This is a genomic window from Streptococcus sp. DAT741 (assembly GCF_009866825.1).
Classification (GTDB): Bacteria; Bacillota; Bacilli; order Lactobacillales; family Streptococcaceae; genus Streptococcus; species Streptococcus ruminantium.
The window spans coordinates 1,499,054-1,525,003 of record NZ_CP019557.1; the positions used below are offsets into that span (position 1 = coordinate 1,499,054).

Genomic DNA, 25,950 nt, shown 5'->3' on the forward strand with positions numbered 1-25,950 from the left:
CTCTTCTATATTTATTGTATGGTACCTATTATAGCATAAATGTGACTAAGATTAAAGATTTTCTCCACTTCATAGGCATGAAAACCATATATCACTGATTTTTACAGGATTGTTTTCAGAAAATTTTACAATATTTTCGATACATTATGAATAGTAGAAACATCCCCTCAGTTAATTTGGGGTATATCTTTGGGCAAAATTCACCTTTTATACACACAAATTCGTTTTCAGAAAACAGATTTTCCTTTCTGGATTAAATGAGAAACATTATTCCCATACTTAATATTTACTCTATAAAAGCAGCCAGACTGAGCCTTTAAACCATTCAAAATACAAAAAAGAGGAGACCGAGATTATACTGCCCTAAAAAAATTGGACAAGAAATATTATTGAGCCTTGCTTCGTCCATCAGACCGTATTCTCTCAGCTTTTTTAGTACGGCATTTTGAACACAGTCTAAACCATGTTTGTCAATCAGTCGGACCAAGTATTGTAGATGAGCTTTATTCACATCAAATTTTTGGCTGAGTTGTGGCCAAGTCCAACCTAATTGTTTTAAGTGATAGATTTCAACTTTATCGTTAGCGTTTAATGTCATAAGAAAAGCACCCCAATCGTTAGATTTTGTATCTAACTTTTGGGGGCAGTTCAGATAATTTCAAGTGTTCCTTGATTTCTATTCATATTCCAAGAAAAACTTAACTCTTAGTCTTCGCGACGACGTCTATTGAATAGAACCAGTGCTGAAGATAACAAACCTAGCCCTACTCCGACCAACATAAGCGCTGAACTTCCTTCACCTGTATTTGGCAAGGTCTTAGCTTCGCGCTTGATTTGCGAATTAGATTGAGTTCTTTCTGACTGCTCGGTCTGCTTAGAATCTAACATCCCGCCTTTCGACGGAACTAGTTTTTCAGCCTTAGCTTGAGCGGATTGCTCATCCTTAGGCTGAGATAGTTGTTCGACCTTAGGTTGAGATGGCTGCTCAGCTTTAGGTTGAGATAGTTGTTCGACCTTAGGTTGAGATAGCTGCTCAGCTTTAGGTTGAACTAGCTGTTCCCTCTTAGTTTTCTCTGAATTTTTTGTCAAGACGAGCGTAACAGTCGGAACATTTGTCTCATTCTTGTCGAAACCATCTTTACGCTCAACATGATAGTCATTACGGAAACCATCCATCAATTGCTTAATTTCTGCGGTAAGTTTTTCAGGATCTTTATAGGACGGATAGATAGTTTGTTTGACCTCCTCACCCTCTTTTGTCTGAATGACAATGAAAGTCTTATACTTGTTAAATACTAAGAGAACTCGTTCATCCTTTTCAAAGCGATCAACATATGGGTAGTCTTTACGAGAAGCCATCTCCTGCTTCAAGAACTCTTCTAAGGCTGCTGCGGTACCTTCAAAGGTTTTTGGTCCTTCCGTTCTTCCGTCAATCCCATGATAGATGGAATACTTTTTCTTGCTTAGATCATCCAATGGCTTTGATGGAGTTAGAAGTTCCTTATCGAATTTGTAAACAAAGGTAACGGTCCGTTCGCCCAGAATAATATTGCCTTTAGCCGGATCAAGACCAATATATTTTGAATCCTTAGCCTTAACTAAGTTGCCTTCATCACCAACTTCACCAACTGCATATTGCCCCTTAGAAACAGGGATATAGGATCTATTATCTTTGATAAACTCTGGAAGTCTTTTAGAGCTGACATCGTATGCAGCTCCTTTTTCCATTTTTGATACAGCTATCTCGCTGCCCAGTAGTTTGCCATCTACATCAACATGCTTGACGATTACTGAGCCGTCTTTAAAGTTTTTTGTGTAGTAATAGTCAACAACTGGGGATTTTGAAGATTCAAACTTACCTTCTTCTTTACCATCTGCTGAATCAAAAATCCATTCCACATCATTTTTATCAGTAATTTTACTATGGCGTTTATTTTTTAAATTATATGTTTCCCCAAGTTTGTCTTCAAGGGTCTCTTCGGCTTTAACTATTTGACCTGACTCATTCTTTCCTTCAAGCGGATTGTGGTCTCCATTATGGAATCCCCAGTACTTAACAGTTACTTTTCCTTTTTCAGTAGCAATTTCTTCTAGACTTGTACTGTTTTCTGCTGCTGGCTGAGTATCAGCGGATGCAAGGGGACCTGTCATCCAAAAGGCCGCGATAGTCACCGAGACCACGCCTGCACTAAATTTACGAATAGAGAAACGACTTTGTTTGGTACCATTCTCTTTTTTTTCGCTATTAGAATACATAAATACAACTCCTTTTTCATATATCTTGTCTTGCACGACGCGTACAATATTGTTAACACAAAAGCAATAACGAGATTATTCTAGCACATATATTACTCTCATTTTTACCCTTTATAAAAATACAGAGAAAAAACATACAAAACTTACATGGCATCTAGTATGATTTTTATATTGCTACAAAAATGTTATAAAAAAATAACATTTTATTTGACAACATTTCCTATATGTGATATATTTATAACACAAAAAGTTATAAATAGTTAACTTTTATAAATTATTAAGGAGGTCCTATCATGAAAAACTATAAAAATTCAGCTTTACTTGGAGTTCCAATTACCATGATTATTTTGGGTGTTGCCACTCCCAACAGTAACCCTTGGTGGATAAAACCATTGATTCTGACCATTACTATTATCTTACAACTCATTCTTTTGTCCATTCTCTTCCGAATTCAACCAAACCAAAGGCAGCAAGCATATTTTGGACTGACTGAAAAACTGTATACTTGTACCCTATTAACTACCATGGGAATCTATACCAAAGGAATTTGGGTAATCACACCAGATACCAACCCTGCTTGGCTCAAACATCTTTTTCTTGGGCTCAGTCTCCTGATCCTAGTTGGCTTCTTCCTCTACTTCGCCATCAAAAAAGTCGACGAAAAGGCTGATGATCGTTTCTATATCAATCTAGCCAAGGCAGCTTCTTTGACCCTGATTTTGGTACTGTCAAGTCTAATGGTTCTTAGTATCATTACCTTCTTCATGCCATTTAGCCTGAATGCTGGCATGGTCCTCATCTATGGAGCCACTATGATTTTCATCTTTGACATCGGTTTCTGGATTTTTGAAAAGCGTGGTGGGTGATTGGTATGGTAAAGATTGAAACCAACCTCAAAGAATGGCGAAAGAAAAAGAAAATAAGCCAACAAGAACTGGCTCAAGAAATTGGTGTGCGACGAGAAACGATTGTCCATTTGGAGAACAATCGTTATAATCCTTCTCTCGAAATGGCCCTCAGAATTGCGGAAGTCTTCGGTTGTCGGGTTGAGGAAATCTTTCAACTCAAAAAGAAAGGAGAGCCGAGATGAACAAGGTATTTATTTGCCCATTCTGTGATTTTTCAAATGCTATTCTATGCAAACAACCACATGGTTATGCTAGTATCACTCGTGCAGAAAAGAAGGTAGCCTTTAACGGTCAAATTCTCTATCATGAGATTTGCAAAGAATGTGGCACAGTTGTTCGGTCCTTTATTGAAAATCCTGAAAAATTGTAAAAGATACAATCTCCCTGATTTTACTCTGGGAGATTGTTTTCCATTCCAGCTACATCAACATCCTAAACGCAAATTTTCCCTTCTGCAATTATGAGTGCTAAAAGAAGCAGAAAAACTCCCTACCGGAAAGTAGAGAGTTTTCTTTTTGTCTGATTATAATTGTTATTTCTGGGAACTCAATCGAATTAAGCTTCGATTTCTGTAACCATACCTGAACCAACAGTACGTCCACCTTCACGGATAGAGAAAGTAGTACCTTGTTCAACAGCGATTGGGTGAATCAATTCAACGTCGATAGTTACGTTATCACCAGGCATTACCATTTCAGTACCTTCTGGCAATTTGATTGAACCAGTTACGTCAGTTGTACGGAAGTAGAACTGTGGACGGTAGTTGTCGAAGAATGGAGTGTGACGTCCACCTTCTTCTTTAGTAAGGATATAAACTTCACCTTTGAATTTAGTGTGTGGGTTGATTGAACCTGGTTTAGAGATAACTTGACCACGTTCGATTTCGTCACGTTGAACACCACGAAGAAGCACACCAACGTTATCGCCAGCAAGACCTTCATCAAGTTGTTTACGGAACATTTCAACACCAGTAACAACTGCTTTAGATTTTTCTTCTTGAAGACCAACGATTTCGATTTCGTCGTTGACACGAACAGTACCACGGTCAATACGTCCTGAAGCTACAGTACCGCGACCAGTGATTGAGAATACGTCTTCGACTGGAAGAAGCAATGGCTTGTCAGTATCACGTTCTGGTTCTGGAATGTACTCATCGACAGTGTTCATCAATTCCATAACGATGTCTTCGTACTTAGCGTCACCTTCAAGAGCTTTAAGAGCTGAACCTTGGATAACTGGAAGATCATCACCTGGGAAGTCGTATTCTGAAAGAAGGTCACGGATTTCCATTTCAACCAACTCAAGCAATTCTTCATCGTCAACCAAGTCAACTTTGTTCATGAAGACGATAAGGTGTTTAACACCAACCTGACGTGAAAGAAGGATGTGCTCACGAGTTTGTGGCATTGGACCGTCAGTTGAAGCTACTACCAAGATCGCACCATCCATTTGGGCAGCACCAGTGATCATGTTTTTAACGTAGTCCGCGTGTCCTGGAGCGTCGATGTGAGCATAGTGGCGTTTTTCAGTTTCGTACTCAACGTGTGCAGTGTTGATAGTGATACCACGTTCGCGTTCTTCTGGAGCAGCATCGATAGACGCATAGTCTTTAGGTTGGTTAACTGATGAAGGCAAGCGACGTGCCAATACAGTTGTGATAGCTGCAGTCAAAGTAGTTTTACCGTGGTCAACGTGTCCAATTGTACCAATGTTAACGTGTGGTTTACTACGATCGTATTTTTCTTTTGCCATTTTGGTAAAAGCCTCCAATAAAATATATTTTATAGATAGACAGTAGGCAATACAGTCTAACTTTACCTTACTATTCTATCAAATTGTAGCAGAATTGCAAGCATTTTCTATCGTTTTTTAATTTATCCATGTTCTACGAGGGCTACCCCCTTGGACATGAGATTTTTCTCTTGTCCATTTTCAATCAGACCATTGGCTAGGCAGACAAGGCAGCCATCGGGAAGACTGACCTGTTCTTTCCCTTGGTTAAAGTAGAGAGTAATGGACTTGTCTTCGTTAGTGTAGGTCATCCTTAATAGCCGTTCTTCAGTTGACTCCAAGGAGAATTTTCCATTCTGAATGATCGTTTGGTAGGTTTGTCGCAAATGGATGAGCTTTGTCACAAAAGCCAGCAACTCCTCATCTTGCTGTTCTTTTTTCCACGGCATAACCTTCCTACAATCTGGATCCTCTCCACCAGATAGTCCCACTTCTGTCCCGTAGTAGATACAAGGGCTTCCTACTTGAAAGAAGAGGGCAACTAAAGCCGCTTTGATCGCATTCTTATCTCCTTTAGCAGTCGTACTAATTCGCTCTGTATCATGCGAATCCAGTAGATTAAAGAGAACTTCTCTCACCTGCTGACGATAGGTAAACCGTTGGCTATTCAGCGAAGCTATAAATTCTTTGTCTGTTAACTCTCCCGTTAAGAAAAATGATTTTATTGCGCTAGCTAGTGGATAGTTCATAACGGAGTGGTGCTCATCTCCCACTAGCCACGATTGGGCACTGTGCCAGATTTCCCCAAGAATGAATAAGTCTGGCTTGATGGACAAAACCGTTTTTCTAAATTCCTTCCAAAATTGATGGTCAATTTCATTGGCAACATCCAATCGCCAAGCATCAATATCACATTCTTCTATCCAAAAGCGAGCAATATCCAGAAGATAGGCCTTTACCTCTGGATGTGCAGTATTTAGCTTGGGCATTTCCTTTTGAAAAGCAAAGGTCTGGTAGTTTACACATTCTTGTCCGTTCTTTTCTTCCACCAACGGAAAACGATCAATATGAAACCAATCGCGATAGATTGAATGTTCCCCTTTTTCGAGTACATCCTGCCATTGTTTAGACTGGTAACCAATATGGTTGAAGACAGCGTCCAGCATGACTCTCATCCCACGCTGATGAGCTTTGGAAACCAATTGTTTCAACTCTTCGTTCGTGCCAAATTGAGGATCGATCTGGTAATAATCGCTCGTGTCATACTTATGATTACTGGGCGCTTTAAAAATCGGACAGAGGTATAGACCTGTGATGCCTAAATCTTGTAAATAATCCAGATGCTCGATAATCCCTGCTAAATCTCCACCAAAAAAATCATTTGGACTTGGCGCTAGGTCTGGATTCCACTCTCTAAACGTCTGCTTTGCTTCCGATGCCTTTCCTCTAGCAAAACGGTCTGGAAAAATTTGATACCAAACTGTTCCTGAAACCCATGCAGGAACCTGACATCTGTCCAACTCATGCAAATAAGGAAGTTTGAAGCCGTTCATGAATGAATGGAGTTTCTCTTCTGAAGCGGCTAGAGGGCCACCTTCGCCATAGAGGAGTCTCTGTCCATCCCTACCGATTAGCTCAAAGATATATTGTAATCTACCAAAGTCCGTCTTAAGCTCTACTTGCCAGTAGTCAAACAGGTTATCGCTAGCGACTTTTTCCATTTCTGCTTGGTATTGGTATCCCTGTTGGTAGAAAATAAAAGGATCTCCATGATGGACACATATTGAGGTGACATCTTGAAACTTGGTTCGAAATCGAAGATGGACCTGATTCTCCTTGTATAGATAAGCATACTCTGAATCGGGACGATGGTAAAGAGCTGTTCGTTCTGTCATCTATTGCTACCTCCTAACCCATCCATTTTATCATTCTTTCACTTGTTGCGCAAACGCTTTCCTCTCTTATTCCAGCAGCTAATTTCATAGAAAAAAGCTGACCACTGCCAGCTTTTTCCTCTGTGCATCACCTATGATACGGTTGTTTTGGAGTAGAAGATCCAATACTAGATGCATATATCCATTCTGCATTTTCAAGTTGGGCAAAATCCTCTGCCTGACCTGTCAAAATAACTCCCGCAAACTCCATTTTATCAATGTCTGATTGTTTGGTAAAGTCTGTGTGACCAAACTTGTCTAAAAAAGCTTGAAGATCATTGGATAACTTGTAATCTCCAATAGACATTTTGTATTTCCCTACCAATTCTTTCATAGGTGTCAAAGCATTTCGTTCTCTTATTTCCTGTGGAGATGTATCATCTAGCTTTACAACCTGCAGCGCTTCTGCTCTCAGTCCAAATAACTGATCAATACGATCAGGCGCTTCTTGCTTAGATTGTGTACCAATCCAATACCAATTTTGCTGCAAATTTTTTGGAAGCATTTTCTGCAAATCGGCATAGCTATATCTCTTGTTAAAAGTAATCGCTACTTCTACTAGCTGATTGGGCATATCTTTAACCATCGCCAATTCTTTACTTGGAGAGTTGGCCGTGTTATCTCTGTTTGAAACATCGGTATTGAAAAATAGTGGCAATTTTGTCCAGGTTTGCCGATCATACGCACCCCCTTTTTTATAAGAAGCACCGTCCTGCGAAGGATCGTGATAGCTTCCCATCCAATCATAGTGATGTTCATAATCACCAAATGCCACAGGAATCCCTGCTAAATTTTTATGGCGATCAGCATGAACAGCCCCTGCAAACATACCAGTAGCCTTGTAGTAGTAGGTCGAATATTCGATATTTGGGTAAGCAACTTGAGTCAATAATTCATGTTCTTTATAGACTGTATTAGCATGATTAGCTGTTAACAGTTGTAAGGTTCTTATGCCGATTCCTGTCACTACCAATACTCCTATAATGGATAAACCTACCACTTTTATCAACTGTTTCTTCTTGCTTCTCTTTGCTGCAATTTCAAAAGTTTTCATCATCATAACCTTTCTTTTTCAATAATTTTGCTAGTTGTTTTCGCCCTCGATAGAGGTTGATTTTAACAAGACTCTGGCTATTTCCTAAGATATGAGCAATTTCTTGGACACTCATCTCCTGAAAATAGAATAGGTCAATGACAAGTTGGTACTTGTCTGGTAATTCTGCTACTGCCTGATAAAGGTCTTCATACCCCTCATGGTCGTACTGAACCATGGCTTGCTTACTGAAAAATTCTTTCTGTAGTAACTCATGGTAGCGTTTGTCTCTCCTGTATTTATCAATATAGGCTCTGACTGCTGAACGATAGAGCCAGGCTCGTAGTTTTTCAAAAGGAAGAACAATATCAGATTCTAGAATTTTGACCAGCACATCCTGAGCAATATCCTGACTATCTGCAAGTGTGGCGCCTGATTTTTGCAAGTAGTAGGAAATTTCCTCAGCAATGCCGATAATTTCTTTTTCATATTCATCCAGCTTGATGATAATCTCCTCCTTTCATAAATATAACGAAAGAAAATTCATTTGGTTACACTACTATTATAACTTTTTATCCTTCAAAAATAGACGAGAGCAAAGCCAAACATTCTCCCACTAGATTCCGATATCCACCTAACAGGCTGAAACTCTTCCACCGAATATACATCGTTTGAATCTTTTAGTGATAATCAGCTTGTAAAAAAACAACCTCCTAAGAAGTTGTTTGTAATGATATTAAAAAGAAACGAAAAAATAACAATGAAGATAGCTTCGGAGACCTTTGAAGCTTGGAGAACCACCAAATTAACAAAGGATAGTTTTAATTTTCATATTGGGTATTAACCTGAGTTTCGTAGACCTGTTGCTACACCGTTGATAGTGATATGGATTAGACTTTCTTGTTCCTTACTGAGTTCCCCACGACGAAGGCGACGAATCAGTTCAATCTGGATATAGTTAAGAATATTGAAGTAAGGCATACGATAATCAAGACTTGCTTTCAAGAAGGGCAGATCTGCCAAGAGTTCTTCATTTTGTTCAATTGCTAAAATAACCTCTTTTGTCAGTTGCCACTCATCTAAAATGATATAAAAGATATTTCGTACATCTTCACTTTCGCACATTTTAGCGTATTCAAGGGCAATATTCATATTTGACTTGGACAAGACCATATCCACATTTGATAGTAAGGAACGGAAAAACGGCCATGACTCATACATTTTCTGTAGCTTAGCTAAGTTATCCGATCCCTTATCGATAAAGCGTTTAAAGCTGGAGCCGACACCATACCATCCCGGCAACATGACACGGTTTTGCGACCAAGAAAAGACCCAAGGAATAGCGCGCAGTCCACCAATTTCCGTAATGGTTTTGCGTGCTGCTGGTCGTGAACCAATATTGAGACTGGACACTTCTCGGATTGGGCTTGCCGCAAAGAAATAGTCATAAAAGTGTGGATTATTAAAAACAAGTTCACGATAGATCTGGTAACTATCTAATACAATTTCATCCATAGTTTCTCGGTAACCATCAATTTCATTTGAATCCGTAATCATTTGAGTCACCATGCGATCAAGTGTCGCAGATACTAGCATTTCCAAATTGTAGTAAGCTGCATCTTTATTTCCATACTTATTTCCAATAACTTCACCTTGTTCTGTCAAACGAAGGCGGTCTTTAATAGAACCGAATGGTTGAGAGGTGATTGCATCATAAGAAGGACCACCGCCGCGACCAACTGTGCCGCCACGACCATGGAAAAAGGTAATATTAACACCGTATTCTTGACCAATCTTTGTCAATTCATTTTGTGCTTTGTAGAGGGTCCAACCCGATGATAGATAACCACCATCCTTGTTGGAATCCGAATAACCTAGCATGATTTCCTGATAATGTTTATTGCCTGCAATCCAGCGTTTGGCCAGATCAAGTTGCAGATATTGATGCATGGTGTCCGGCGCATTGTCCAAGTCCTCAATGGTTTCAAATAGTGGAACAATCTGCACACGAGCCTTATCCGTATCCACCAGTCCTACCTCCTTGAGCAAGACTGCTAATTCCAACAAATCAGACACACTCTCTGAGTGGGAAATGATGTGCTGCTTGATGATTTCCTCACCAAGTTTGTCTTTTAACTCACGAGCTGTAGTAAAGATAGCCAATTCTTTTTCCAGTTGCTCTGACTTGGGCACATGGGTTGCAGAAAGAATACGGGGATCTGTCTCCAACTGCTTCAAAAGGACATGACACTTGGCTTCCTCTGACAAACTTGAATAGTCTTCAACAATGCGAGCTGAAGCTAGTAGCTCCGCAACGCTTGCTTCGTGGATGGAAGAATCCTGACGCATATCAATGCTAGCTAGATAGAAACCAAATGCTTCAACAGCTTCCAGTAACTCCGTAAAATCACCTTTTAAAAGAGCTGCTGTTTTGTTTTCGATCAAAGACTGTTTGATAGCGAACAGGTCTGCCTTGAACTCTGCAACGTTAGCATAACGAACCTCGGAAGGTTTGCTATGAATCAAATAATCTCTTGTATTGGCTAACTTCATCTGAATATAATGAAAAGCCCGGCGATAGGGTTCATTCTCGCGATAAACCGAACTATCTTCTGACAAATCTGCGAGCATCTTGACAGCCGCTGATACATTGACAATAGAGGTCGAAAGCGAAAAATTGCGATAGAGCTTATACAGTTGCTCATCATAGTAGTTCATGATGACTTCACACTGAGTCAGAGCTGATAGTTTCAGCGTTTCCGCAGTTACAAATGGATTCCCATCACGATCTCCACCAATCCACATTCCCATGGTAATAGGACGGGGATTATTCAAAACGATTCCCTTCTCTGCAGCCAAACGCTTGTACTCACGTTGCAACTTAGTTACCGCTTTGATAAAGGAAGAATTATAATAATCCATGACATTAGTAATCTCGTTGGTAACCTTGAGTTTCTTCTCACGGATCATATCGGTCTGCATGATAATTTCGATATAGCAACGTAGCTCGTCTTCCCACTTACTCTTATTGAGCAGCCCCTTTTTCACATCACGGTAGCGACGAAGCAACTCGTGGATATGCTTGGTTAAATCTAACATAGACTGGCGTTGAACTTGAGTAGGATGAGCAGTCAGGACGGGCACTACATTCAATTTTTCAAGGATCTCAGCTGCATTTTCCTTTTGTGAAACCAGATCGATAGTCGTTGAGATTTTCCCAAGATAATCTTGTTCAATATTATTTTGATGGTTAATCTCATAGGCCAAATCTACATCTTCTGAAATGTTAATCAAAAGAGGCAATACAGCAAAATAGCGAGAAATCACTGCAAGTTCTTCATTATTTAATTGACCGATAATCTCGATTAAAGCTTGATAATCATCCCGATGAGACAGTTGAGACAATTCGAGAATCTTGGTGAAAGTCTCTGCTGGCATCATCTGTGCTGCGACCTCTTCTAAAATAGATGTCAGAATCGTCACTTCTTCCTGGATGATTTCTTTATTGTTGCAATTTTCTAGTTTGGGAATTATCATCTTCTACCTCTTTTCTATACTAATGTACGCTCAATCTCTTCCTCGATTAGTCGACGTTTCTCATTGGCATCAATATTAAGAACAAAGCCAATTCCGATAGAGATAATCAGGAGACTGGATCCTCCCTGTGAAAGGAAGGGGAAGGTTACCCCTGTTGCAGGGATAATCCCCGAAATCCCACCAATGTTGACGAAGGTCTGAATGAGTAACATTCCTGCGATACCAAGCGCCATCATGGAATTAAAAGGACTACGAGAACGGATACCAACGATGATAATCCGAATAATCAAAAAGAACAATACGGCCAAAATCAAGCTCGCTCCTATAAAGCCAAGTTCTTCAATCGTAATGGAAAAGGCAAAGTCGGTATGGGCTTCTGGCAAGTGCCCTTTTTTCTCAATCGAATTTCCTAAGCCACGCCCCAACCAGCCACCATTGCTCATTGCATAGTAAGAGTGAGTCAGTTGTAGACCGGAACCTGTTGCATTGCCAAATGGATCAAAATAAGCAGCAAATCGGCGGGCAATATAGCCAAAAAGAGGAATTTTTTCGACCGTTTCAACTCCGAAAATACGAATCGTTCCTAATATAACCGTTGAAGCAGCGACTATCCCTAAAATCGCTGTCGAAAACCAGCGATAGGCAATACCGCTTACGCTAATCATCACAATGATAATCAGAATAATAATCGTGGCATTTCCCAAGTCTGGCAAGGTGGCCACTAAGCCAAGTAAGATGAGATTGATGATCCGCCAATCAGTAAATTCTTTCGGAATCCAACTACCTCTAATCAAAGAGAGGTAATCGTAGGTCCGAATATCAGCCTGCTGCTTAGCAAATTCGTGAGCCAAGTACCAAATAACAATTAACTTCAGATATTCTGCAGGCTGTAAGGTTCCAGCGATTGGAAGAGGAATCCAGCCATGAGCACCATTGACAGTGGGAAACAGGCGAGATATTACCAATAAGAAGACCTCTGCTAAAATGACCGAATAAATGACTGCCTTCTTTCGTAGAAAACTCAACTTCATACGATAAATCGTGTAGATTGCTATCAGACTAACCACCCAGAAGCCCGCCTGGTTAATAACCGTTCTAAATGGATCCTTACCATTGATAATTTGCGTGGCACTGGTAGTAGAGTAAACCATTACTAGACCTATAACAGATAATATGAGATAGGGAATGAGTATCGAGTAATTCAACAAATGACGCTTGTCAATCTTCATTTCTAATCCAACCTTCTTCGAGTATACTGTCTATTATAGCATACTTTGCATAAAAACACTTCCCACTTTTCCAATAAGTGGTTCAAACTGTCAAACCTAATTTTTGTTTTGAAAAAGCTAAATTCTTTCCTGCTTTTATCGTGCATCCAATGACGTTTTCCTCATTTTATCTGCTCTATTTAGTTCCGCTTTCCATCTAAATCATATTTTTTTGATTTTTTTGTTATTTTAGGGTAAAATTGATGGGATGAGAAAGAAAATAAATCCGATCGTTGTCGTTGGTTTCTTCCTTTCCTTTTTTGTCCTTATTTTCGTAACCGGATTAACTGGAAATACCGTAGATAAAACGGATACAACCAATGAGACCACAACCACACAATCAAGTACTAGTACGAGTCCTAAAAAGATTAGCCCTAGCTCTAGTTACCATATCACCAATGCTCTTGAAATGAAACCGATTATTGACGTTTCAGCATGGCAGAGACCTTCAGAAATTGATTATGATGTTCTTAGTCGAAATATCTCCGGTGCCATCGTCCGTATCCAAAGCGGATCACACACTAAAAAAGAAAATACAGCTACGGACAAGAATGGTTTAGATAAGTCATTTGATACCCACATCAAAGAATTTCAGGCAAGAAATATCCCTGTAGCTGTCTATGCCTATGTTACGGGAAACAGTATTGAAAATATGAGGGAAGAGGCTCGCAGTTTTTACAAAGCAGCAAACCAATATAAACCGACTTTCTACTGGCTGGATGTCGAAGAACATACCATGAATGATATGAATGCCGGAGTGGAAGCTTTTCGTAAGGAGCTAAAAGACTTAGGAGCAAAAAATATCGGAATTTACGTTGGAACCTATTTTATGGAAGATCACAGTATCAACGTTGAAAAATTTGATGCAGTATGGATTCCTACCTATGGCGATGACTCCGGTTATTACAATGCGGCTCCCAATACTGATTTAGATTATGACCTTCATCAATATACCTCACGTGGTCGTGTCAATGGTTTTGATAAGCATCTTGACCTGAACATTGTTACCACCTTGAAGGATCCCAATCAGATTTATAAAAAATTATTTACAATACCGGAATAAAATGTTACAATTTCACTAATTATATACACAAAGGAGTGCTTCGGCTGAGATCGCTTGCTAGCGAAATCCTCGAACCTGATCTAGTTAAAACTAGCGTAGGAATTGTGTGCTTACAGGATAATACCATACTCTGATCATAAGCGCTCCCTTGCCAACAGTTTATAAAGGAGTGCTTTTACTATGTCCCAATCAAAATTACGTCTTTTGGCTGAAATAGCTATCTTTTCTGCTATCGCTCTTGTCTTTGACAAATTCCCCCTCTTCACCATGCCACAAGGTGGCTCTGTCTCTCTAGTCATGCTTCCCATTCTCCTTCTCTCTCTGCGCCATGGTCTATCAGTTGGGGTTCTTTCTGGAGGAATCGTTGGAACCATTCAGCTATTTTACGGTGGTTACTTTTTAAATCTCTTTCAAGTTTTTCTCGATTATGCCTTATCCTATGCAGGAATTGGATTAGCAGGTCTTTTGACACACACTTTGAAAAAGCAAAAAACGTTGCCCCATGCTAGCCTTGTTATCACACTTGCTAGTGTACTAGGAGGAAGCATTCGCTTTTTAGCTAATTTCCTAGCAGGAATAATCTTTTATGCTGACTATGCCCCGGCAGGTCTTCCTGTCTGGCTCTATTCTTTCCAGTACAATATCAGCTATATTCTCCCTTCAGCAGCCATTGCTTGCATTCTGCTGATCCTGCTTTATAAGGCTAGACCAAATTTTTATAGCCTTTCGTAAATTTTTTAGACGACTTACCTGCTAGATTCCTTCTAACAGGCTTTCTTTTTTCAGCTATTTATCTTACTTTATGCTATAATATAAGAATTATCGTCATTTGATCTACCTTTTAACTTGCCTTGCTTGATTGAAGTTGAGAAAGGGGTTAATGGCCCCTGACAAACACACGAACCGGCTCCATTTCCCCCTTTCAATAGTGTTACTGTGATCATAAAAGGTATAAAAAGTCAACAAATGACTGTACAAATATATTTTGGAGGAAACTATGGCTTCTTGGATTTCAAGAATAATGAAAGGTATGATTATCGCCCTTGGATTTATACTGCCCGGTGTTTCTGGAGGTGTATTAGCAGCTATCCTAGGAATTTATGAACGTCTTATCAGCTTTCTAGCAAACATTCGCAAGAATTTTAAAGAGAACTTTCTCTATTTTGTTCCTGTTGGAATTGGTGGGGTCTTAGGAATTGCTCTCTTCTCCTTTCCAGTGGAGTTTCTCTTGCAACACTTCCAAGTACCAACCCTATGGGCGTTCGCAGGAGCTATTGTAGGAACGATTCCTAGCTTACTGAAGGAATCTATCACAAAGAGTAAACGCGATACTATTGACTGGATGTGGCTCATTGGAACCTTTATCGTATCTGGCCTTTTGCTCTATAACTTAAGTGATTTGGTGGGAACTCTCCCTGCCAACTTTGCAAGTTTTGTTTTAGCCGGTGCCTTGATTGCCTTAGGTGTGCTGGTTCCAGGACTCAGCCCATCAAATCTTCTCTTGATTTTAGGAATTTACACCCCCATGCTCAGTGGCTTCAAATCTCTTGATTTAATCGGCACCTTCCTACCGATTGCTATCGGTGGAGGACTTGCAATGATTGCTTTTTCAAAAGCAATGGACTATGCTCTCAAAGTTTATCATTCACGAGTCTATCATTTTATCATCGGTATCGTTTCTTCCTCTACCCTCTTGATTTTAATTCCACAAGTGGGCAACAAAGAATCGATTTCCTATGCTGGGACTGACTTTGAAATCTGGATGATCTCCCTTGTCCTCTTTGTCTTGGGAGCATGGTTGGGATATTGGATGAGCAAATTAGAGGAAAAATACAAGTAATGGCAAAGAAGGTTACTATCAAAAAAACCTTAGTTGACCAAATTTTAGACAAGGCTAAGATCAAACATGATAGCCTTGTTTTAAATGCCCTTGAAGGCCAACTACCACAAGGAATAGAAGAAAAGGATATTTATAAAACATTAGCTCTTATTGGTGATAAAACAGGACCAATTATTGGCATTGTTCCTATTACCGAACGCTTGTCTGAGAAGAAATTAGCTAAGATTTCCGGAAATAAAAAGGTCAACATGATCCCTCAAAAGAATTTGGAAAAAATAACGGGTTATGTCCATGGAGCTAACAACCCCGTAGGTATCCGCCAAAAACATAATTTTCCTATCTTTATCGACCTATCCGCTTTAGAATCAAAGCAGATAATCGTATCAGCTGGAGAAATTGGTCGTTCTATCCGAATAGATAGTCAGGTCTTGGCTGACTTTGTAAATGCAAGTTTTGCCAATATCATTGAAAGAGAATAACTTTGAAATGGATTATAACGCTCAATTGAAGTCGAGTTCGTGATAATTCTCGCAGTTCACCATTTAATTATTTTTTCTTAACAGGACTGCTACTATCACTTAAAACCGTTAATACTGCAAAGATCTTAGATGATGCCATGACAAAAACAGTAGGTTAGTAGAACTATCTGCTGTTTTTTCCTATTCTATTCGGTATTTATGCTGATTTTTTACGGGTTCTATGATAAAATAAAAAGAACAGACTTTGGAGGAATGAATTTTTTATGTCAACTGCACATTTTGAAGAATTAAATGACCAACAGATTGTCCGCCGCGAAAAAATGACGGCCCTTGCTGAACAAGGAATTGATCCATTCGGTAAACGTTTTGAACGGACCACAAATTCTGCTGAGTTAAAAACACAATACGAAGAAAAAACAAAAGAAGAATTGGAAGAGCTAGCTAAAACTGCTATCATTGCTGGTCGTATGATGACTAAACGTGGTAAGGGGAAGGCTGGTTTTGCCCATATTCAAGATCGTGAGGGACAAATTCAAATTTACGTCCGTCAGGATGATGTTGGTGAAAAAAACTATGAAATCTTCAAAAAGGCTGATCTAGGAGACTTTATCGGCATTGAAGGTGACGTAATGAAGACAAACATGGGAGAATTGACAATCCACGTCCATAAATTAACTCACCTCTCTAAAGCACTCCGCCCATTGCCAGAAAAATTCCACGGTTTGACAGATATTGAGACACGCTACCGTAAGCGTTACTTGGATCTGATTACCAACCGTGAGAGCTTTAACCGCTTTGTAACCCGCTCCAAAATTATCTCAGAAATTCGCCGTTATCTTGATGGTCTTGGTTTCTTGGAAGTTGAGACACCTGTCCTTCACAATGAAGCTGGCGGTGCTGCTGCTCGTCCATTTATCACCCACCACAATGCTCAAAACATCGATATGGTGCTCCGGATTGCAACCGAGCTCCACCTCAAACGGTTGATTGTCGGTGGTATGGAGCGTGTCTATGAGATCGGTCGCATCTTCCGCAACGAAGGAATGGATGCAACTCACAACCCTGAGTTTACATCTATTGAAGTCTACCAAGCCTATGCAGACTATCAAGACATCATGGATTTGACAGAAGGCATTATCCAACACACTGCTAAAGCGGTTATCGGCGATGGTCCTGTGACCTATCAAGGTACAGAAATTGCTATTCACGAGCCATTCAAGCGTATCCACATGGTCGATGCCATTAAGGAGCAAACTGGCGTGGACTTCTGGCAAGAGATGAGTTTTGAAGAAGCAAAAGCCCTCGCAGCTGAACATCATGTTCCTGTGGAAAAACACCATACAGAAGTTGGTCAGATTATCAATAGCTTCTTTGAAGAATACGTGGAAGCTACCCTTATCCAGCCAACCTTTGTCTACGGACATCCCGTAGCGGTATCACCACTTGCTAAGAAAAATGATGACGACCCCCGCTTCACAGACCGCTTTGAGCTCTTCATCATGACCAAAGAATATGGAAACGCCTTTACTGAATTAAACGATCCAATTGATCAGTTAGAACGCTTTGAAGCACAAGCTAAAGCTAAAGAACTCGGAGATGACGAGGCAACTGGTGTCGACTACGACTACATTGAGGCACTTGAATACGGTATGCCACCAACAGGTGGACTGGGAATCGGTATCGACCGTCTCTGCATGCTCCTAACCGATACAACAACCATCCGGGATGTACTCTTGTTCCCTACGATGAAATAACAATCACCTCCTCAGAAGATTTTCTGGGGTGGTTTTTTTACGCTTTCAAGGAACTTACTCTTCATCCCTCTGCCCTTCGGTTTCATCCGCGATGTCTTGCACCCGCTACTACATCCTACAATCTAGCTTGGGATGAAACCGTTCATTTGCTTGAAAATATCTAAAAATGAGCTATCACCGATTGAAAAGAAATGTTTCCACTCTCCAGTAACACATAAAAATAAAAGATTTATCGTGACTCACTGTCACCCCTAAAACACTAAGACCGACATACTTGCGGCTTGCCAGAAAAGAATATGCATCAAAGGAGCTACAAGACAATCTATCCCTAACATACTATGGCTTTTTCTGCCTGAAAAATACCCTCCCTAAATATACTCTGAATAGATTGTAAAAATAAGCTATTTCACGAATGTTCCGTTTTAGCTGAATTTTCTGATTTTTTTGTTGACAACACTAATCATTTTGGTTATAGTGAACATATTAAAAATTAGGAGGTGGTCGTATGAAAAAAATCTTTTACTTTAATAACTATTTATACCGTGGTCGCACCATCTTCAACTATTTGTACGTACCGAAGGCAGAATCGAATTTCATTTAAAACATCAGGCAACTCGTGATGGAGGAACTGGAGCTTCCTATATTGATCTGAGTCTTTTTACGAATAAATATGGAAAAACTCCTTTTCAAACAAATACTGGTCCATTCAGTAGTCCAAGAAAGGATTCTTCGCAAAAAGATTACGCAGTGAATACTTATCACGGAACACATGGCGGAAGTCACTGGAAGTTGTACAATAAAAAAGGGAACCCTGTCGGTACATATGATAAAACAGGAGTATACATGCGACCATAGTAGACTTTTTAATGAGGATTATTTATGAAAAAATACCAATTACGAGATTTTGAAATCTTTATCTCAGACACTCTCTACCCAATCTATGATGGTCATGAGGAGATTGTCGTTATCTTCCCTGACCACTCCTCTGTCTGCTGCAATGTGAAAATCTCTGAAAAGGGGACTCTATTAGTCGATACATTTTGGGGAGTTGACCACATCGTATCAGGTACGACCGTTCACATTTACTATAAGGATGAGGAGATGGAACAATGAAGCAATATAAATTTAGAAATTATACAATCCATACTCACCCTGATTTGATTGTTGTCATCGGAAATGATGAGACTGACTTAATTCTCTATACCAACCGAACCGATTACGCATTATTGGCCTGGCTATCTTGGCAAGAAGAGAACGAGAGTGTGCACATTGTCAACCGATGGAAATTAACCTTTGAACATGATACCAATCATAATATCTACATCCACTACAATCCAGACTATCATTACTAAATAAAAAACGAGTTCGACTATCATGGTCGTACTCGTTTTCTTTCTTCTATTCCAATTCTGATTAGAGCGCCTCATCGAAAAACCAGAAAATCAAGCTTTTAATGCCTTCTCTTCTTTCTCCGCAAAGTAATCTCTAACAATCGGTGCGACTTCTTTGCCATAGAGTTCAATAGCACGAAGTACTTCTTCATGTGGCATTGAGCCAATTGGCAAATGGAGGAAGAAACGATCCAAATCAAGTATCTCTATAGTCTTAATGATTTTGGCTGCAACATGCTTTGGATCTCCAACGATAGTCGCTCCCTCATCTGTTAACGAATAAAGGTATTGTGCCTTGGTCATCTCACTCCAGTGGGGACGATCCTTAGCAATATTATTGGTTACAACCTTAGTTGGATGAAAATACTCTTCTACTGCCTTATCATGGTCATCTGCAATCCAACCCCAGGAATGAGCCGCCACCTTGATCTTTTCAGGAGCATGTCCAGAATTACGAGCAACCTTGCGATAGGCATCAGCCAAGGGTTTAAAGCGTTTGGCACCAGCACCAATAACTGCATACACAATAGGCAGCCCCTTTTGAGCAATCTTAATCGTTGATTCCACATTGCCACCTGTTGCTATCCAAATCGGAAAATCTTCCTGCACAGGACGAGGATAGACGGGCTTGTTATCAACAGACTGGGTAAAATGTCCATCCCACTTGAGATTGGTTTCCTTGTCGATTTCCAGAAGCATATCTAGCTTTTCATCAAAGAGTTCTTCATAGTCATGGAGATCATAGCCAAACAATGGGAAAGACTCCGTAAAGGAACCACGACCCGCCATAATTTCTGCTCTACCATTTGACAAGGCATCGATAGTAGTATATTGCTGATACAGTCTCACAGGATCCATGGAAGAAAGGATGGAAACTGCTGATGTTAACTTGATGTGGTTGGTATTGACAGCACCGGCTGCCAGTACAATCTCAGGTGCTGAGATCGCAAAATCTTCCCGGTGATGTTCACCAATTCCATAAACATCCAATCCCACTGCATCCGCTACTTCAATTTCCTTGACTAATTGTCGAATTCGTTCTGCATGGCTGTAAGTATCCCCTGTTTTTTCAAGGGGTGTCGTTTCTCCAAATGTTGATATACCTAATTCTACCATACCCTATTCTCCTTTGAGTAAGTTGTTCTATCTAATTACTCTTTCATCTTATCCCTAATTAGTAATATAGTCAACCCATCTGCTCATCATCTAAAAACATTGACTTAAACATTTTTACATCATCCAGAATAATTCGCTCAGAAAACTAGCTAAAAGGCTAAATAACTGGATGGAATCTTCAGTTTCCTTTCTTAAAACTTATTATAGTTAACGTAGCAGATTTTTGATTGGGAGATAAAAAAACGATACAATGAAGTATATTATCCATAATTGGAGGGAACTGATGAGAGAATTTGATATTATTGCCATTGGTGGGGGAAGCGGCGGCATTGCCACTATCAACCGTGCAGCCATGTATGGTGCTAAAGCCGCCCTTATAGAAGCTAGTCACCTTGGTGGAACCTGTGTCAACCTTGGTTGTGTTCCGAAAAAAATCATGTGGTACGGGTCCCAAGTTGCAGAAACAATTGCACACTACGGACCCGAGTACGGTTTTACCAGTCAAACAGTAGAATTTGATTTTGCAACCTTGCGGAGAAATCGCGAGGCATATATCGAACGCTCCCGTACCTCCTATGCCACTACTTTCAAAAATAACGGAGTTGAGGTCATCCATGGATTTGCCAAATTTGTGGATGCCCATACCATAGAAGTAAATGGTGAATTGATCCGTGCGAAACACATTGTTGTTGCTACAGGAGCGCAACCAAACATCCCTGATATTCCAGGAAGCGAATTAGGGATCGTATCTGATGATGTCTTTACTTGGGAAGAGTTACCTTCATCTATAGCAATTATCGGTGCAGGATATATTGCTGTAGAGATGGCTGGTCTTCTTCATGGTCTCAGTGTTCAAACTGACCTCTTTGTCCGTGGCAATCGCCCTCTCCGAAATTTTGATACCTATATCGTTGAAGCTTTGATGGAAGAAATGGAACGAACAAACCTGCCACTCCACACCGGAAAAACACCTGTTAGTCTCAAAAAAATAGATGGCGATCTTATCCAAATTACCTTCGCAGATGGTAGCACTCATACTGCTCAACATGTCCTCTGGGCAGTCGGGCGTAAACCAAATGTTGGCAAGCTCAATCTTGAAGCCGCCGGTATTAGCCTAGCTCCATCCGGTCATATTGCTGTTAACGAATACCAAGAAACGATTGTATCTGGTATTTACGCCCTCGGGGATGTAACAGGGGAAAAGGAGTTAACCCCAGTAGCCATCAAGGCTGGTCGCCTCTTGGCTGAACGGCTATTTCATCACAAGCCGACTGCTAAAATGGATTACACAACCATCCCTACCGTTGTCTTCTCTCACCCAGCTATTGGTACCGTAGGTCTAACAGAAGACGAAGCAATAAAACAGTACGGTAAAAGTCAAGTAAAAGTTTATACTTCTGCTTTCACTTCCATGTACACTGCTTTGGAAAACCATCGCCAGATGGCTAAGTTCAAATTAATAACTGTAGGTGAAAAAGAACAAGTCGTAGGGCTACACGGTATCGGTCATGGGGTCGACGAAATGATTCAAGGCTTTGCTGTTGCCATTAAGATGGGGGCCACAAAAGAAGACTTTGATGCGACTGTTGCCATCCATCCAACTGGATCGGAAGAATTTGTTACTATGCGCTAAAAGAAGAAGGCCAGATGATATATCTGAGCCTTGTTCTTATATAGCATAAACAAACTATTACCTTTTCAAGATGATGTAGCAATAGACCTGATGTATAGAAAAAACTGTAGAATTGTGACAGCCGATAATCTCCCATTGACTTTCTTCTCTATCCTCACTATAATTTTGTTAACCAATAAAATTATAAAGGATAACAAAATGACAAAAACATCTACTAAATCTCTCGTTTACATCGCTATCGGAACTGCCTTGATTGCTACTTTTTCTCAGATTAGCCTATCTATTGGACCGATTCCCTTTACCTTACAAACTTTAGCGATTGGATTTATTGCCTGTCTTTACAAGCCCAAAGAAGCCATTGCTAGTATCGGACTCTATCTAACATTAGGGGCTATTGGATTACCTATCTTTGCTGGTTTTTCAGGAGGTTTTGCAGCCCTAACGGGACCTACTGCTGGTTTTTTGTGGGGCTTCCTGCTTTATGCTACTATTACCTCCATGATAACAAAGATAACTTCTGATCCTATAAATATTTTTCTAGCTTGTCTATTAGGAACAGCTTCTTGTTTTGCACTAGGGTGCTTGGTCTTCAAAATCATTTCTGGCGCTAGCTGGTCTGATACAATTACATGGACAATTCTACCATTCATTCTTCCCGATTTGCTGAAAATTTCTTTAGTAACGATTTGTCACCGTTTGTCTCGACCTATTATCAAAAAAGAAGCCTACTTCTCCTAGGCTTCTATTTTTTGATTTCACTTCTGTCCTCTACTAAAGCAAGCAAATTTCAGAATGGAAAGCATATTATTTGTTAGCAAACGCATCCAAGAGAACCTGAAACTCTTCATTGCTGAGTGTGATTCCCTTACCCATCTTGGTGTGATCTGGACTCCAAGTGCGAATATCATACTTAGCTGGTGCACCATTGAAAGATACACGATTAAGCTCCTTGGTCCATCCCTTATCATTTTCAGATAAAACCAACAATTTTTCTTCAATTTCAAATGTAAATTCCGCCATTTGTTTTCCTCCTTCACTTATCTATTCGAAAAAGACTTGTCATTTCGATAAAAATTGGATAATATGATTATATCAAGTTTGAAAGGATTATGCCATGAAGAGGTTTTTGGAAGTCATTCTAGAACAGATACATATCTTTTTAGGAAATGACAAAGCTCCTAAACCTATTGAGTCAGATAGTAGGGAAGAGATAAAAAACAATCTGGAGTTGGCCCTCTACAAGAAAGCTGCCATCCATGTCATCTACAGTAATCGTAGTTTTACAGGTGACATTGTGAAGTACGATACAGATCAGCAACGGATCATTATGAAAAATTTCAAGCGGCGTGTTACCAGTATCATCAACATCGAAGACATCAAAAAGATTACTCTCGTCCCGGAAAGTGTGAAAACTTCTCAAAAGCAAACAAAAGGCTGACCATCCAGCCTTTTTATTGTAGTGTTTTCATTCAAACAAGTTTATATGTCAAACATAGACGAAAAAACTAAGTCATCTCTTCTAAGATTCATCAAAGTTAGTTAACTAACTATCGTTTCAACGCTCACAAAATATCCGTAGAGTGCTTATTACGCTCTAATAGTCAAAGACTGTCCATCTTCTTGATAGAGGTTAATCAGACCTGACTTGCAAGCGCGAACCATATCACCTGGATGGATTTCACGGTCTAACTTGATCGTCAAAAGTTCCATCGGCTTATTGGCTCGCTCAATTTTTTCACCTGTTGAATCATGCAAATCCTGAATAGTTGTCTCAAAGTGACGGAAACCTGGACCATAAAACTCAACTTGATCCCCTTCGTTGATTACATTTCGTTGACGGATAGTTGCTGTCATGGTTTCCTTATCAAAAGCTACCACTTCTGCGATAAACTTATATTCAGGAATCTTACGACGAGCACCAAAAAGCTGCTCGTTTTCACTCGGTGGGCTGTAGTAAAAACCAGTTGCCAATTCACGCTGAGCCACTTTCCACATTTCATCAATCAAGTCTTGCTTGATTGCCTCAAACTTCTCAGGACTTTCTAGATAAGCATCAACTGCTGCCTTGTAACAATTGGTTACGGTTGAAACATAGTGGACAGACTTCATACGCCCTTCGATTTTCAGACTATCCACTCCATTTTCAATCATATCTGGAATATGATCAATCATGCACATATCCACCGCAGACATGGAGAACTCCTCTGGTATTTCTCCCTTGATGGAACGACGTTCTTCACCAAAAGGTAGGTCATAGAGATTGTACTTCCAACGACAGGATTGAGAACAACCACCACGATTGGCATCACGCTTACTCATATGGTTAGAAAGTACGCAACGTCCTGAATAAGAAATACACATAGCACCGTGAACAAAAGCTTCAATTTCAACATCTGTTCGTTTGCGGATTTCAGCGACTTCTTTCATCGTCACTTCACGAGCTAATACAACACGGGTCAAGCCAAGCTCTTTCCAAAATTCAAAGGTTTCATAGTTAGTAGATGAAGCTTGTGTGGACAAGTGGATTTCGAGTCCCGGAGCCTCTGTAGCACAGATGACAATCAGTGCAGGATCTGATACAATCACAGCATCTAGACCCATATCTCGTAATTCTCGAAACCAAGCTCCAGCCCCTTCTTCATTGCCTTCATGAGTCACCATATTAGCAGCCACATAGACCTTTGCACCACGAGCATGGGCATATTCAATCCCCTCCCGCATCTCATCCATACTAAAATTTCCGGCTCTACTACGCAAACCATAGGCCTGCCCCCCAACGAAGACAGCATCAGCACCATAATCAATGGCTACCTTCAATTTTTCCAAAGTCCCAGCAGGTGATAAAACCTCCGGACGTTTTAATGTTTTTGACATGAGTAAGAATCTCCTCTATTTACAAGATAGATGTGATAATATTTCAACGCTTTTCGAGATTTGCACACTTGAAAAACTAGGTAACACCCATAGATATTGTCGTCCCCCTGTTTCTCAAAGAAAACAACAATTTTGTACCGCTAGTAATAAAATAATTTTTTAGATAAATAGCAGGCTAAGCTATTTCACTTTGTTTCTATCAAATTCATAAAAACCTGTATCTAGACCACGCTCAACTGGGTGGAGTCTACGAACTTTTTCATCTAAAAGAAAGGCTTGATCGTAAGTAAACTCACCTTTTTCTAACAAGTCCCGTGCTTGGACAAAAAGTTTAGCAATCTCAACAAAATTCTGGCCAGGACAGTAAATACCATCCAATTTCCAATGGTGGTAACCATGTTCATAGAGTTCTGAGAGTTTTGTCATCATATCAATATCGTTGTTAATGAAGATATGAGTGCCATGCTTGTCCTCAAAAATTGAATAGTGGCTATCTGGATCGCTTGGTTCTGCTAAAAATAAACCACGCTCGCGAGACAAATCTGTCTCATCTGCCTTTGTAAAATTATAATAATTTTGCAACAAGGTTCGTTTGGAATGATGAATGACAGAGGCACCATAAACCAAGATTTCAGCTGGAATTTCCAGATTTTTAGCAATATCAAAAAGTTCTTCCGAGGGAATTTCCCTTGCTAAAACTGCTTCAACAGCTCCATGATCTTTCCAAAAGTTAATTTGGCGACTAGAGGTTACAAATACAGAAGTATCGTAAATCAGCTTAAAATTGTAACCGTCTCGTTTATTGACATAGAAAATGCCCGTATCACCAACAACTAAATAGTCAACTTTAATCTCACGCATCCATTCCATAAATGGTTTGATATGATCCATCATATCCTGATGCATAAGAGCATTAGCTGCAACAGTCAGTTCCTTGCCTTCACTATGAACGAGCTCTGCTATTTCCCTAAGCTCATCATAAGTAAAATTTGTCGGAATACGGAGTGCATGGTCTGCTTCCCCCACATAAATACGGTCAACACCTGCTGCTAACAACTCCTTTACTTGTTCAATACTTTCAGCGGTTGCTGTAATGATAATTTTTCCCATAAAAGTAATTATATCAAAAAGAA

The 25,950-nt window shown here is 40.0% G+C and carries 25 protein-coding genes and 1 riboswitch; of the genes, 13 read left to right on the forward strand and 12 right to left on the reverse strand.

The window, feature by feature from the left end:
* Nucleotides 1–325 precede the first annotated feature (325 nt).
* Both BZG42_RS09960 and BZG42_RS07065 read right to left on the reverse strand, forming a co-directional pair.
* Complete coding sequence (locus BZG42_RS09960) at nucleotides 326–598, reverse strand: hypothetical protein (RefSeq protein WP_178085286.1); 273 nt, start codon at nucleotides 596–598, stop codon at nucleotides 326–328.
* Between the two features lie 107 nt (nucleotides 599–705).
* On the reverse strand, nucleotides 706–2,256 hold the full coding sequence (locus BZG42_RS07065) for a YSIRK-type signal peptide-containing protein (RefSeq protein ID WP_155996322.1): 1,551 nt from the start codon (nucleotides 2,254–2,256) through the stop codon (nucleotides 706–708).
* A 293-nt stretch (nucleotides 2,257–2,549) separates the two neighbouring features.
* Here BZG42_RS07065 and BZG42_RS07070 point away from each other — a divergent pair, with 293 nt between their 5' ends.
* The 3 genes from BZG42_RS07070 to BZG42_RS07080 are packed head-to-tail and all read left to right on the forward strand — an operon-like array spanning nucleotide 2,550 to nucleotide 3,534.
* Nucleotides 2,550–3,122 (forward strand): hypothetical protein, encoded by a 573-nt coding sequence (locus BZG42_RS07070; RefSeq protein WP_155996321.1) that lies wholly within the window; start codon nucleotides 2,550–2,552, stop codon nucleotides 3,120–3,122.
* Between the two features lie 5 nt (nucleotides 3,123–3,127).
* Nucleotides 3,128–3,346 carry a helix-turn-helix transcriptional regulator gene (locus BZG42_RS07075; RefSeq protein ID WP_024531544.1) on the forward strand — a complete coding sequence of 73 codons (219 nt, stop codon included), beginning with the start codon at nucleotides 3,128–3,130 and terminating at the stop codon, nucleotides 3,344–3,346.
* Nucleotides 3,343–3,534 carry a hypothetical protein gene (locus tag BZG42_RS07080; RefSeq protein WP_120171993.1) on the forward strand — a complete coding sequence of 64 codons (192 nt, stop codon included), beginning with the start codon at nucleotides 3,343–3,345 and terminating at the stop codon, nucleotides 3,532–3,534. The genes BZG42_RS07075 and BZG42_RS07080 overlap by 4 nt, the downstream gene beginning before the upstream one ends.
* Before the next feature lie 185 nt (nucleotides 3,535–3,719).
* Here the strand turns inward: BZG42_RS07080 and tuf are convergent, their stop codons facing one another.
* The 6 genes from tuf to ftsW form a co-directional block, all read right to left on the reverse strand.
* Nucleotides 3,720–4,916, reverse strand: coding sequence for an elongation factor Tu (gene tuf, locus BZG42_RS07085; protein ID WP_024531546.1), 1,197 nt, complete (start codon nucleotides 4,914–4,916; stop codon nucleotides 3,720–3,722).
* Between the two features lie 122 nt (nucleotides 4,917–5,038).
* Nucleotides 5,039–6,790, reverse strand: coding sequence for a glycoside hydrolase family 13 protein (locus BZG42_RS07090; RefSeq protein WP_155996320.1), 1,752 nt, complete (start codon nucleotides 6,788–6,790; stop codon nucleotides 5,039–5,041).
* A 127-nt stretch (nucleotides 6,791–6,917) separates the two neighbouring features.
* Nucleotides 6,918–7,889, reverse strand: coding sequence for an anti sigma factor C-terminal domain-containing protein (locus tag BZG42_RS07095; RefSeq protein ID WP_024531548.1), 972 nt, complete (start codon nucleotides 7,887–7,889; stop codon nucleotides 6,918–6,920).
* Nucleotides 7,870–8,373, reverse strand: coding sequence for an RNA polymerase sigma factor (locus BZG42_RS07100; RefSeq protein WP_120171996.1), 504 nt, complete (start codon nucleotides 8,371–8,373; stop codon nucleotides 7,870–7,872). Before BZG42_RS07100 ends, BZG42_RS07095 begins: the two co-directional genes overlap by 20 nt.
* Before the next feature lie 329 nt (nucleotides 8,374–8,702).
* Nucleotides 8,703–11,399: a phosphoenolpyruvate carboxylase gene (ppc, locus tag BZG42_RS07105; protein WP_155996319.1), complete on the reverse strand. Its 2,697-nt coding sequence runs from the start codon at nucleotides 11,397–11,399 to the stop codon at nucleotides 8,703–8,705.
* Nucleotides 11,400–11,413: 14 nt separating this feature from the next.
* Nucleotides 11,414–12,628, reverse strand: coding sequence for a cell division peptidoglycan polymerase FtsW (ftsW, locus tag BZG42_RS07110; protein WP_024531551.1), 1,215 nt, complete (start codon nucleotides 12,626–12,628; stop codon nucleotides 11,414–11,416).
* 247 nt (nucleotides 12,629–12,875) lie between these two features.
* Between ftsW and BZG42_RS07115 the strand changes: the two genes are divergently transcribed.
* The 7 genes from BZG42_RS07115 to BZG42_RS07145 all read left to right on the forward strand — a co-directional run bounded on the left by BZG42_RS07115 (nucleotide 12,876) and on the right by BZG42_RS07145 (nucleotide 19,155).
* Nucleotides 12,876–13,730: a glycoside hydrolase family 25 protein gene (locus BZG42_RS07115; RefSeq protein ID WP_155964556.1), complete on the forward strand. Its 855-nt coding sequence runs from the start codon at nucleotides 12,876–12,878 to the stop codon at nucleotides 13,728–13,730.
* Nucleotides 13,731–13,751: 21 nt separating this feature from the next.
* Nucleotides 13,752–13,849, forward strand: a riboswitch (TPP riboswitch).
* 61 nt (nucleotides 13,850–13,910) lie between these two features.
* Nucleotides 13,911–14,462 (forward strand): energy-coupled thiamine transporter ThiT, encoded by a 552-nt coding sequence (gene thiT, locus BZG42_RS07120; protein ID WP_155965358.1) that lies wholly within the window; start codon nucleotides 13,911–13,913, stop codon nucleotides 14,460–14,462.
* Between the two features lie 265 nt (nucleotides 14,463–14,727).
* Nucleotides 14,728–15,570, forward strand: a complete 843-nt coding sequence (locus BZG42_RS07125; RefSeq protein ID WP_155996318.1) for a DUF368 domain-containing protein — start codon at nucleotides 14,728–14,730, stop codon at nucleotides 15,568–15,570.
* Nucleotides 15,570–16,049 (forward strand): aminoacyl-tRNA deacylase, encoded by a 480-nt coding sequence (locus BZG42_RS07130; protein WP_155962755.1) that lies wholly within the window; start codon nucleotides 15,570–15,572, stop codon nucleotides 16,047–16,049. The genes BZG42_RS07125 and BZG42_RS07130 overlap by 1 nt, the downstream gene beginning before the upstream one ends.
* 263 nt (nucleotides 16,050–16,312) lie before the next feature.
* Nucleotides 16,313–17,803, forward strand: coding sequence for a lysine--tRNA ligase (lysS, locus tag BZG42_RS07135; protein WP_120172002.1), 1,491 nt, complete (start codon nucleotides 16,313–16,315; stop codon nucleotides 17,801–17,803).
* 879 nt (nucleotides 17,804–18,682) lie between these two features.
* Nucleotides 18,683–18,916, forward strand: a complete 234-nt coding sequence (locus BZG42_RS07140; RefSeq protein ID WP_155962759.1) for a hypothetical protein — start codon at nucleotides 18,683–18,685, stop codon at nucleotides 18,914–18,916.
* A complete protein-coding gene (locus BZG42_RS07145; RefSeq protein WP_120172004.1) occupies nucleotides 18,913–19,155 on the forward strand; it encodes a hypothetical protein in 243 nt (80 codons plus the stop codon). Before BZG42_RS07140 ends, BZG42_RS07145 begins: the two co-directional genes overlap by 4 nt.
* A 90-nt stretch (nucleotides 19,156–19,245) precedes the next feature.
* On the opposite strand, the gene BZG42_RS07150 is transcribed toward BZG42_RS07145, so the two are convergent.
* Entirely contained in the window at nucleotides 19,246–20,310 is a 1,065-nt protein-coding gene (locus BZG42_RS07150) for an LLM class flavin-dependent oxidoreductase (RefSeq protein WP_155996317.1), read from the reverse strand.
* 283 nt (nucleotides 20,311–20,593) lie between these two features.
* On the opposite strand from BZG42_RS07150, the gene gorA reads away from it, so the two are divergent.
* Nucleotides 20,594–21,943 carry a glutathione-disulfide reductase gene (gene gorA / locus BZG42_RS07155; protein ID WP_155996316.1) on the forward strand — a complete coding sequence of 450 codons (1,350 nt, stop codon included), beginning with the start codon at nucleotides 20,594–20,596 and terminating at the stop codon, nucleotides 21,941–21,943.
* 198 nt (nucleotides 21,944–22,141) lie between these two features.
* Complete coding sequence (locus BZG42_RS07160) at nucleotides 22,142–22,681, forward strand: biotin transporter BioY (protein WP_155996315.1); 540 nt, start codon at nucleotides 22,142–22,144, stop codon at nucleotides 22,679–22,681.
* Nucleotides 22,682–22,747: 66 nt separating this feature from the next.
* Here BZG42_RS07160 and BZG42_RS07165 read toward each other — a convergent pair whose 3' ends face one another.
* A complete protein-coding gene (locus BZG42_RS07165; RefSeq protein WP_004194749.1) occupies nucleotides 22,748–22,963 on the reverse strand; it encodes a YdbC family protein in 216 nt (71 codons plus the stop codon).
* A gap of 94 nt (nucleotides 22,964–23,057) precedes the next feature.
* Between BZG42_RS07165 and BZG42_RS07170 the strand changes: the two genes are divergently transcribed.
* Complete coding sequence (locus tag BZG42_RS07170) at nucleotides 23,058–23,381, forward strand: hypothetical protein (RefSeq protein ID WP_024532265.1); 324 nt, start codon at nucleotides 23,058–23,060, stop codon at nucleotides 23,379–23,381.
* A gap of 149 nt (nucleotides 23,382–23,530) precedes the next feature.
* Here the strand turns inward: BZG42_RS07170 and BZG42_RS07175 are convergent, their stop codons facing one another.
* On the reverse strand, nucleotides 23,531–24,817 hold the full coding sequence (locus BZG42_RS07175; protein WP_155996314.1) for a peptidase U32 family protein: 1,287 nt from the start codon (nucleotides 24,815–24,817) through the stop codon (nucleotides 23,531–23,533).
* Between the two features lie 180 nt (nucleotides 24,818–24,997).
* On the reverse strand, nucleotides 24,998–25,927 hold the full coding sequence (locus BZG42_RS07180; protein WP_120172009.1) for a peptidase U32 family protein: 930 nt from the start codon (nucleotides 25,925–25,927) through the stop codon (nucleotides 24,998–25,000).
* Nucleotides 25,928–25,950 lie beyond the last annotated feature (23 nt).

What these genes read in the sequence shown, in the direction of transcription:
- BZG42_RS07140 (WP_155962759.1), top strand. Translation starts at nt 18,683, where the DNA reads ATGAAAAAATACCAATTACGAGATTTTGAAATCTTTATCTCAGACACT.
- BZG42_RS07080 (WP_120171993.1), top strand. Translation starts at nt 3,343, where the DNA reads ATGAACAAGGTATTTATTTGCCCATTCTGTGATTTTTCAAATGCTATT.
- thiT (WP_155965358.1), top strand. Translation starts at nt 13,911, where the DNA reads ATGTCCCAATCAAAATTACGTCTTTTGGCTGAAATAGCTATCTTTTCT.
- BZG42_RS07160 (WP_155996315.1), top strand. Translation starts at nt 22,142, where the DNA reads ATGACAAAAACATCTACTAAATCTCTCGTTTACATCGCTATCGGAACT.
- BZG42_RS07095 (WP_024531548.1), bottom strand. Translation starts at nt 7,889, where the DNA reads ATGATGATGAAAACTTTTGAAATTGCAGCAAAGAGAAGCAAGAAGAAA.
- BZG42_RS07070 (WP_155996321.1), top strand. Translation starts at nt 2,550, where the DNA reads ATGAAAAACTATAAAAATTCAGCTTTACTTGGAGTTCCAATTACCATG.
- BZG42_RS07150 (WP_155996317.1), bottom strand. Translation starts at nt 20,310, where the DNA reads ATGGTAGAATTAGGTATATCAACATTTGGAGAAACGACACCCCTTGAA.
- gorA (WP_155996316.1), top strand. Translation starts at nt 20,594, where the DNA reads ATGAGAGAATTTGATATTATTGCCATTGGTGGGGGAAGCGGCGGCATT.
- BZG42_RS07145 (WP_120172004.1), top strand. Translation starts at nt 18,913, where the DNA reads ATGAAGCAATATAAATTTAGAAATTATACAATCCATACTCACCCTGAT.
- BZG42_RS07075 (WP_024531544.1), top strand. Translation starts at nt 3,128, where the DNA reads ATGGTAAAGATTGAAACCAACCTCAAAGAATGGCGAAAGAAAAAGAAA.
- BZG42_RS07125 (WP_155996318.1), top strand. Translation starts at nt 14,728, where the DNA reads ATGGCTTCTTGGATTTCAAGAATAATGAAAGGTATGATTATCGCCCTT.
- BZG42_RS07130 (WP_155962755.1), top strand. Translation starts at nt 15,570, where the DNA reads ATGGCAAAGAAGGTTACTATCAAAAAAACCTTAGTTGACCAAATTTTA.
- ftsW (WP_024531551.1), bottom strand. Translation starts at nt 12,628, where the DNA reads ATGAAGATTGACAAGCGTCATTTGTTGAATTACTCGATACTCATTCCC.
- ppc (WP_155996319.1), bottom strand. Translation starts at nt 11,399, where the DNA reads ATGATAATTCCCAAACTAGAAAATTGCAACAATAAAGAAATCATCCAG.
- BZG42_RS07180 (WP_120172009.1), bottom strand. Translation starts at nt 25,927, where the DNA reads ATGGGAAAAATTATCATTACAGCAACCGCTGAAAGTATTGAACAAGTA.
- BZG42_RS09960 (WP_178085286.1), bottom strand. Translation starts at nt 598, where the DNA reads ATGACATTAAACGCTAACGATAAAGTTGAAATCTATCACTTAAAACAA.
- BZG42_RS07115 (WP_155964556.1), top strand. Translation starts at nt 12,876, where the DNA reads ATGAGAAAGAAAATAAATCCGATCGTTGTCGTTGGTTTCTTCCTTTCC.
- BZG42_RS07165 (WP_004194749.1), bottom strand. Translation starts at nt 22,963, where the DNA reads ATGGCGGAATTTACATTTGAAATTGAAGAAAAATTGTTGGTTTTATCT.
- lysS (WP_120172002.1), top strand. Translation starts at nt 16,313, where the DNA reads ATGTCAACTGCACATTTTGAAGAATTAAATGACCAACAGATTGTCCGC.
- BZG42_RS07090 (WP_155996320.1), bottom strand. Translation starts at nt 6,790, where the DNA reads ATGACAGAACGAACAGCTCTTTACCATCGTCCCGATTCAGAGTATGCT.
- BZG42_RS07065 (WP_155996322.1), bottom strand. Translation starts at nt 2,256, where the DNA reads ATGTATTCTAATAGCGAAAAAAAAGAGAATGGTACCAAACAAAGTCGT.
- tuf (WP_024531546.1), bottom strand. Translation starts at nt 4,916, where the DNA reads ATGGCAAAAGAAAAATACGATCGTAGTAAACCACACGTTAACATTGGT.
- BZG42_RS07170 (WP_024532265.1), top strand. Translation starts at nt 23,058, where the DNA reads ATGAAGAGGTTTTTGGAAGTCATTCTAGAACAGATACATATCTTTTTA.
- BZG42_RS07175 (WP_155996314.1), bottom strand. Translation starts at nt 24,817, where the DNA reads ATGTCAAAAACATTAAAACGTCCGGAGGTTTTATCACCTGCTGGGACT.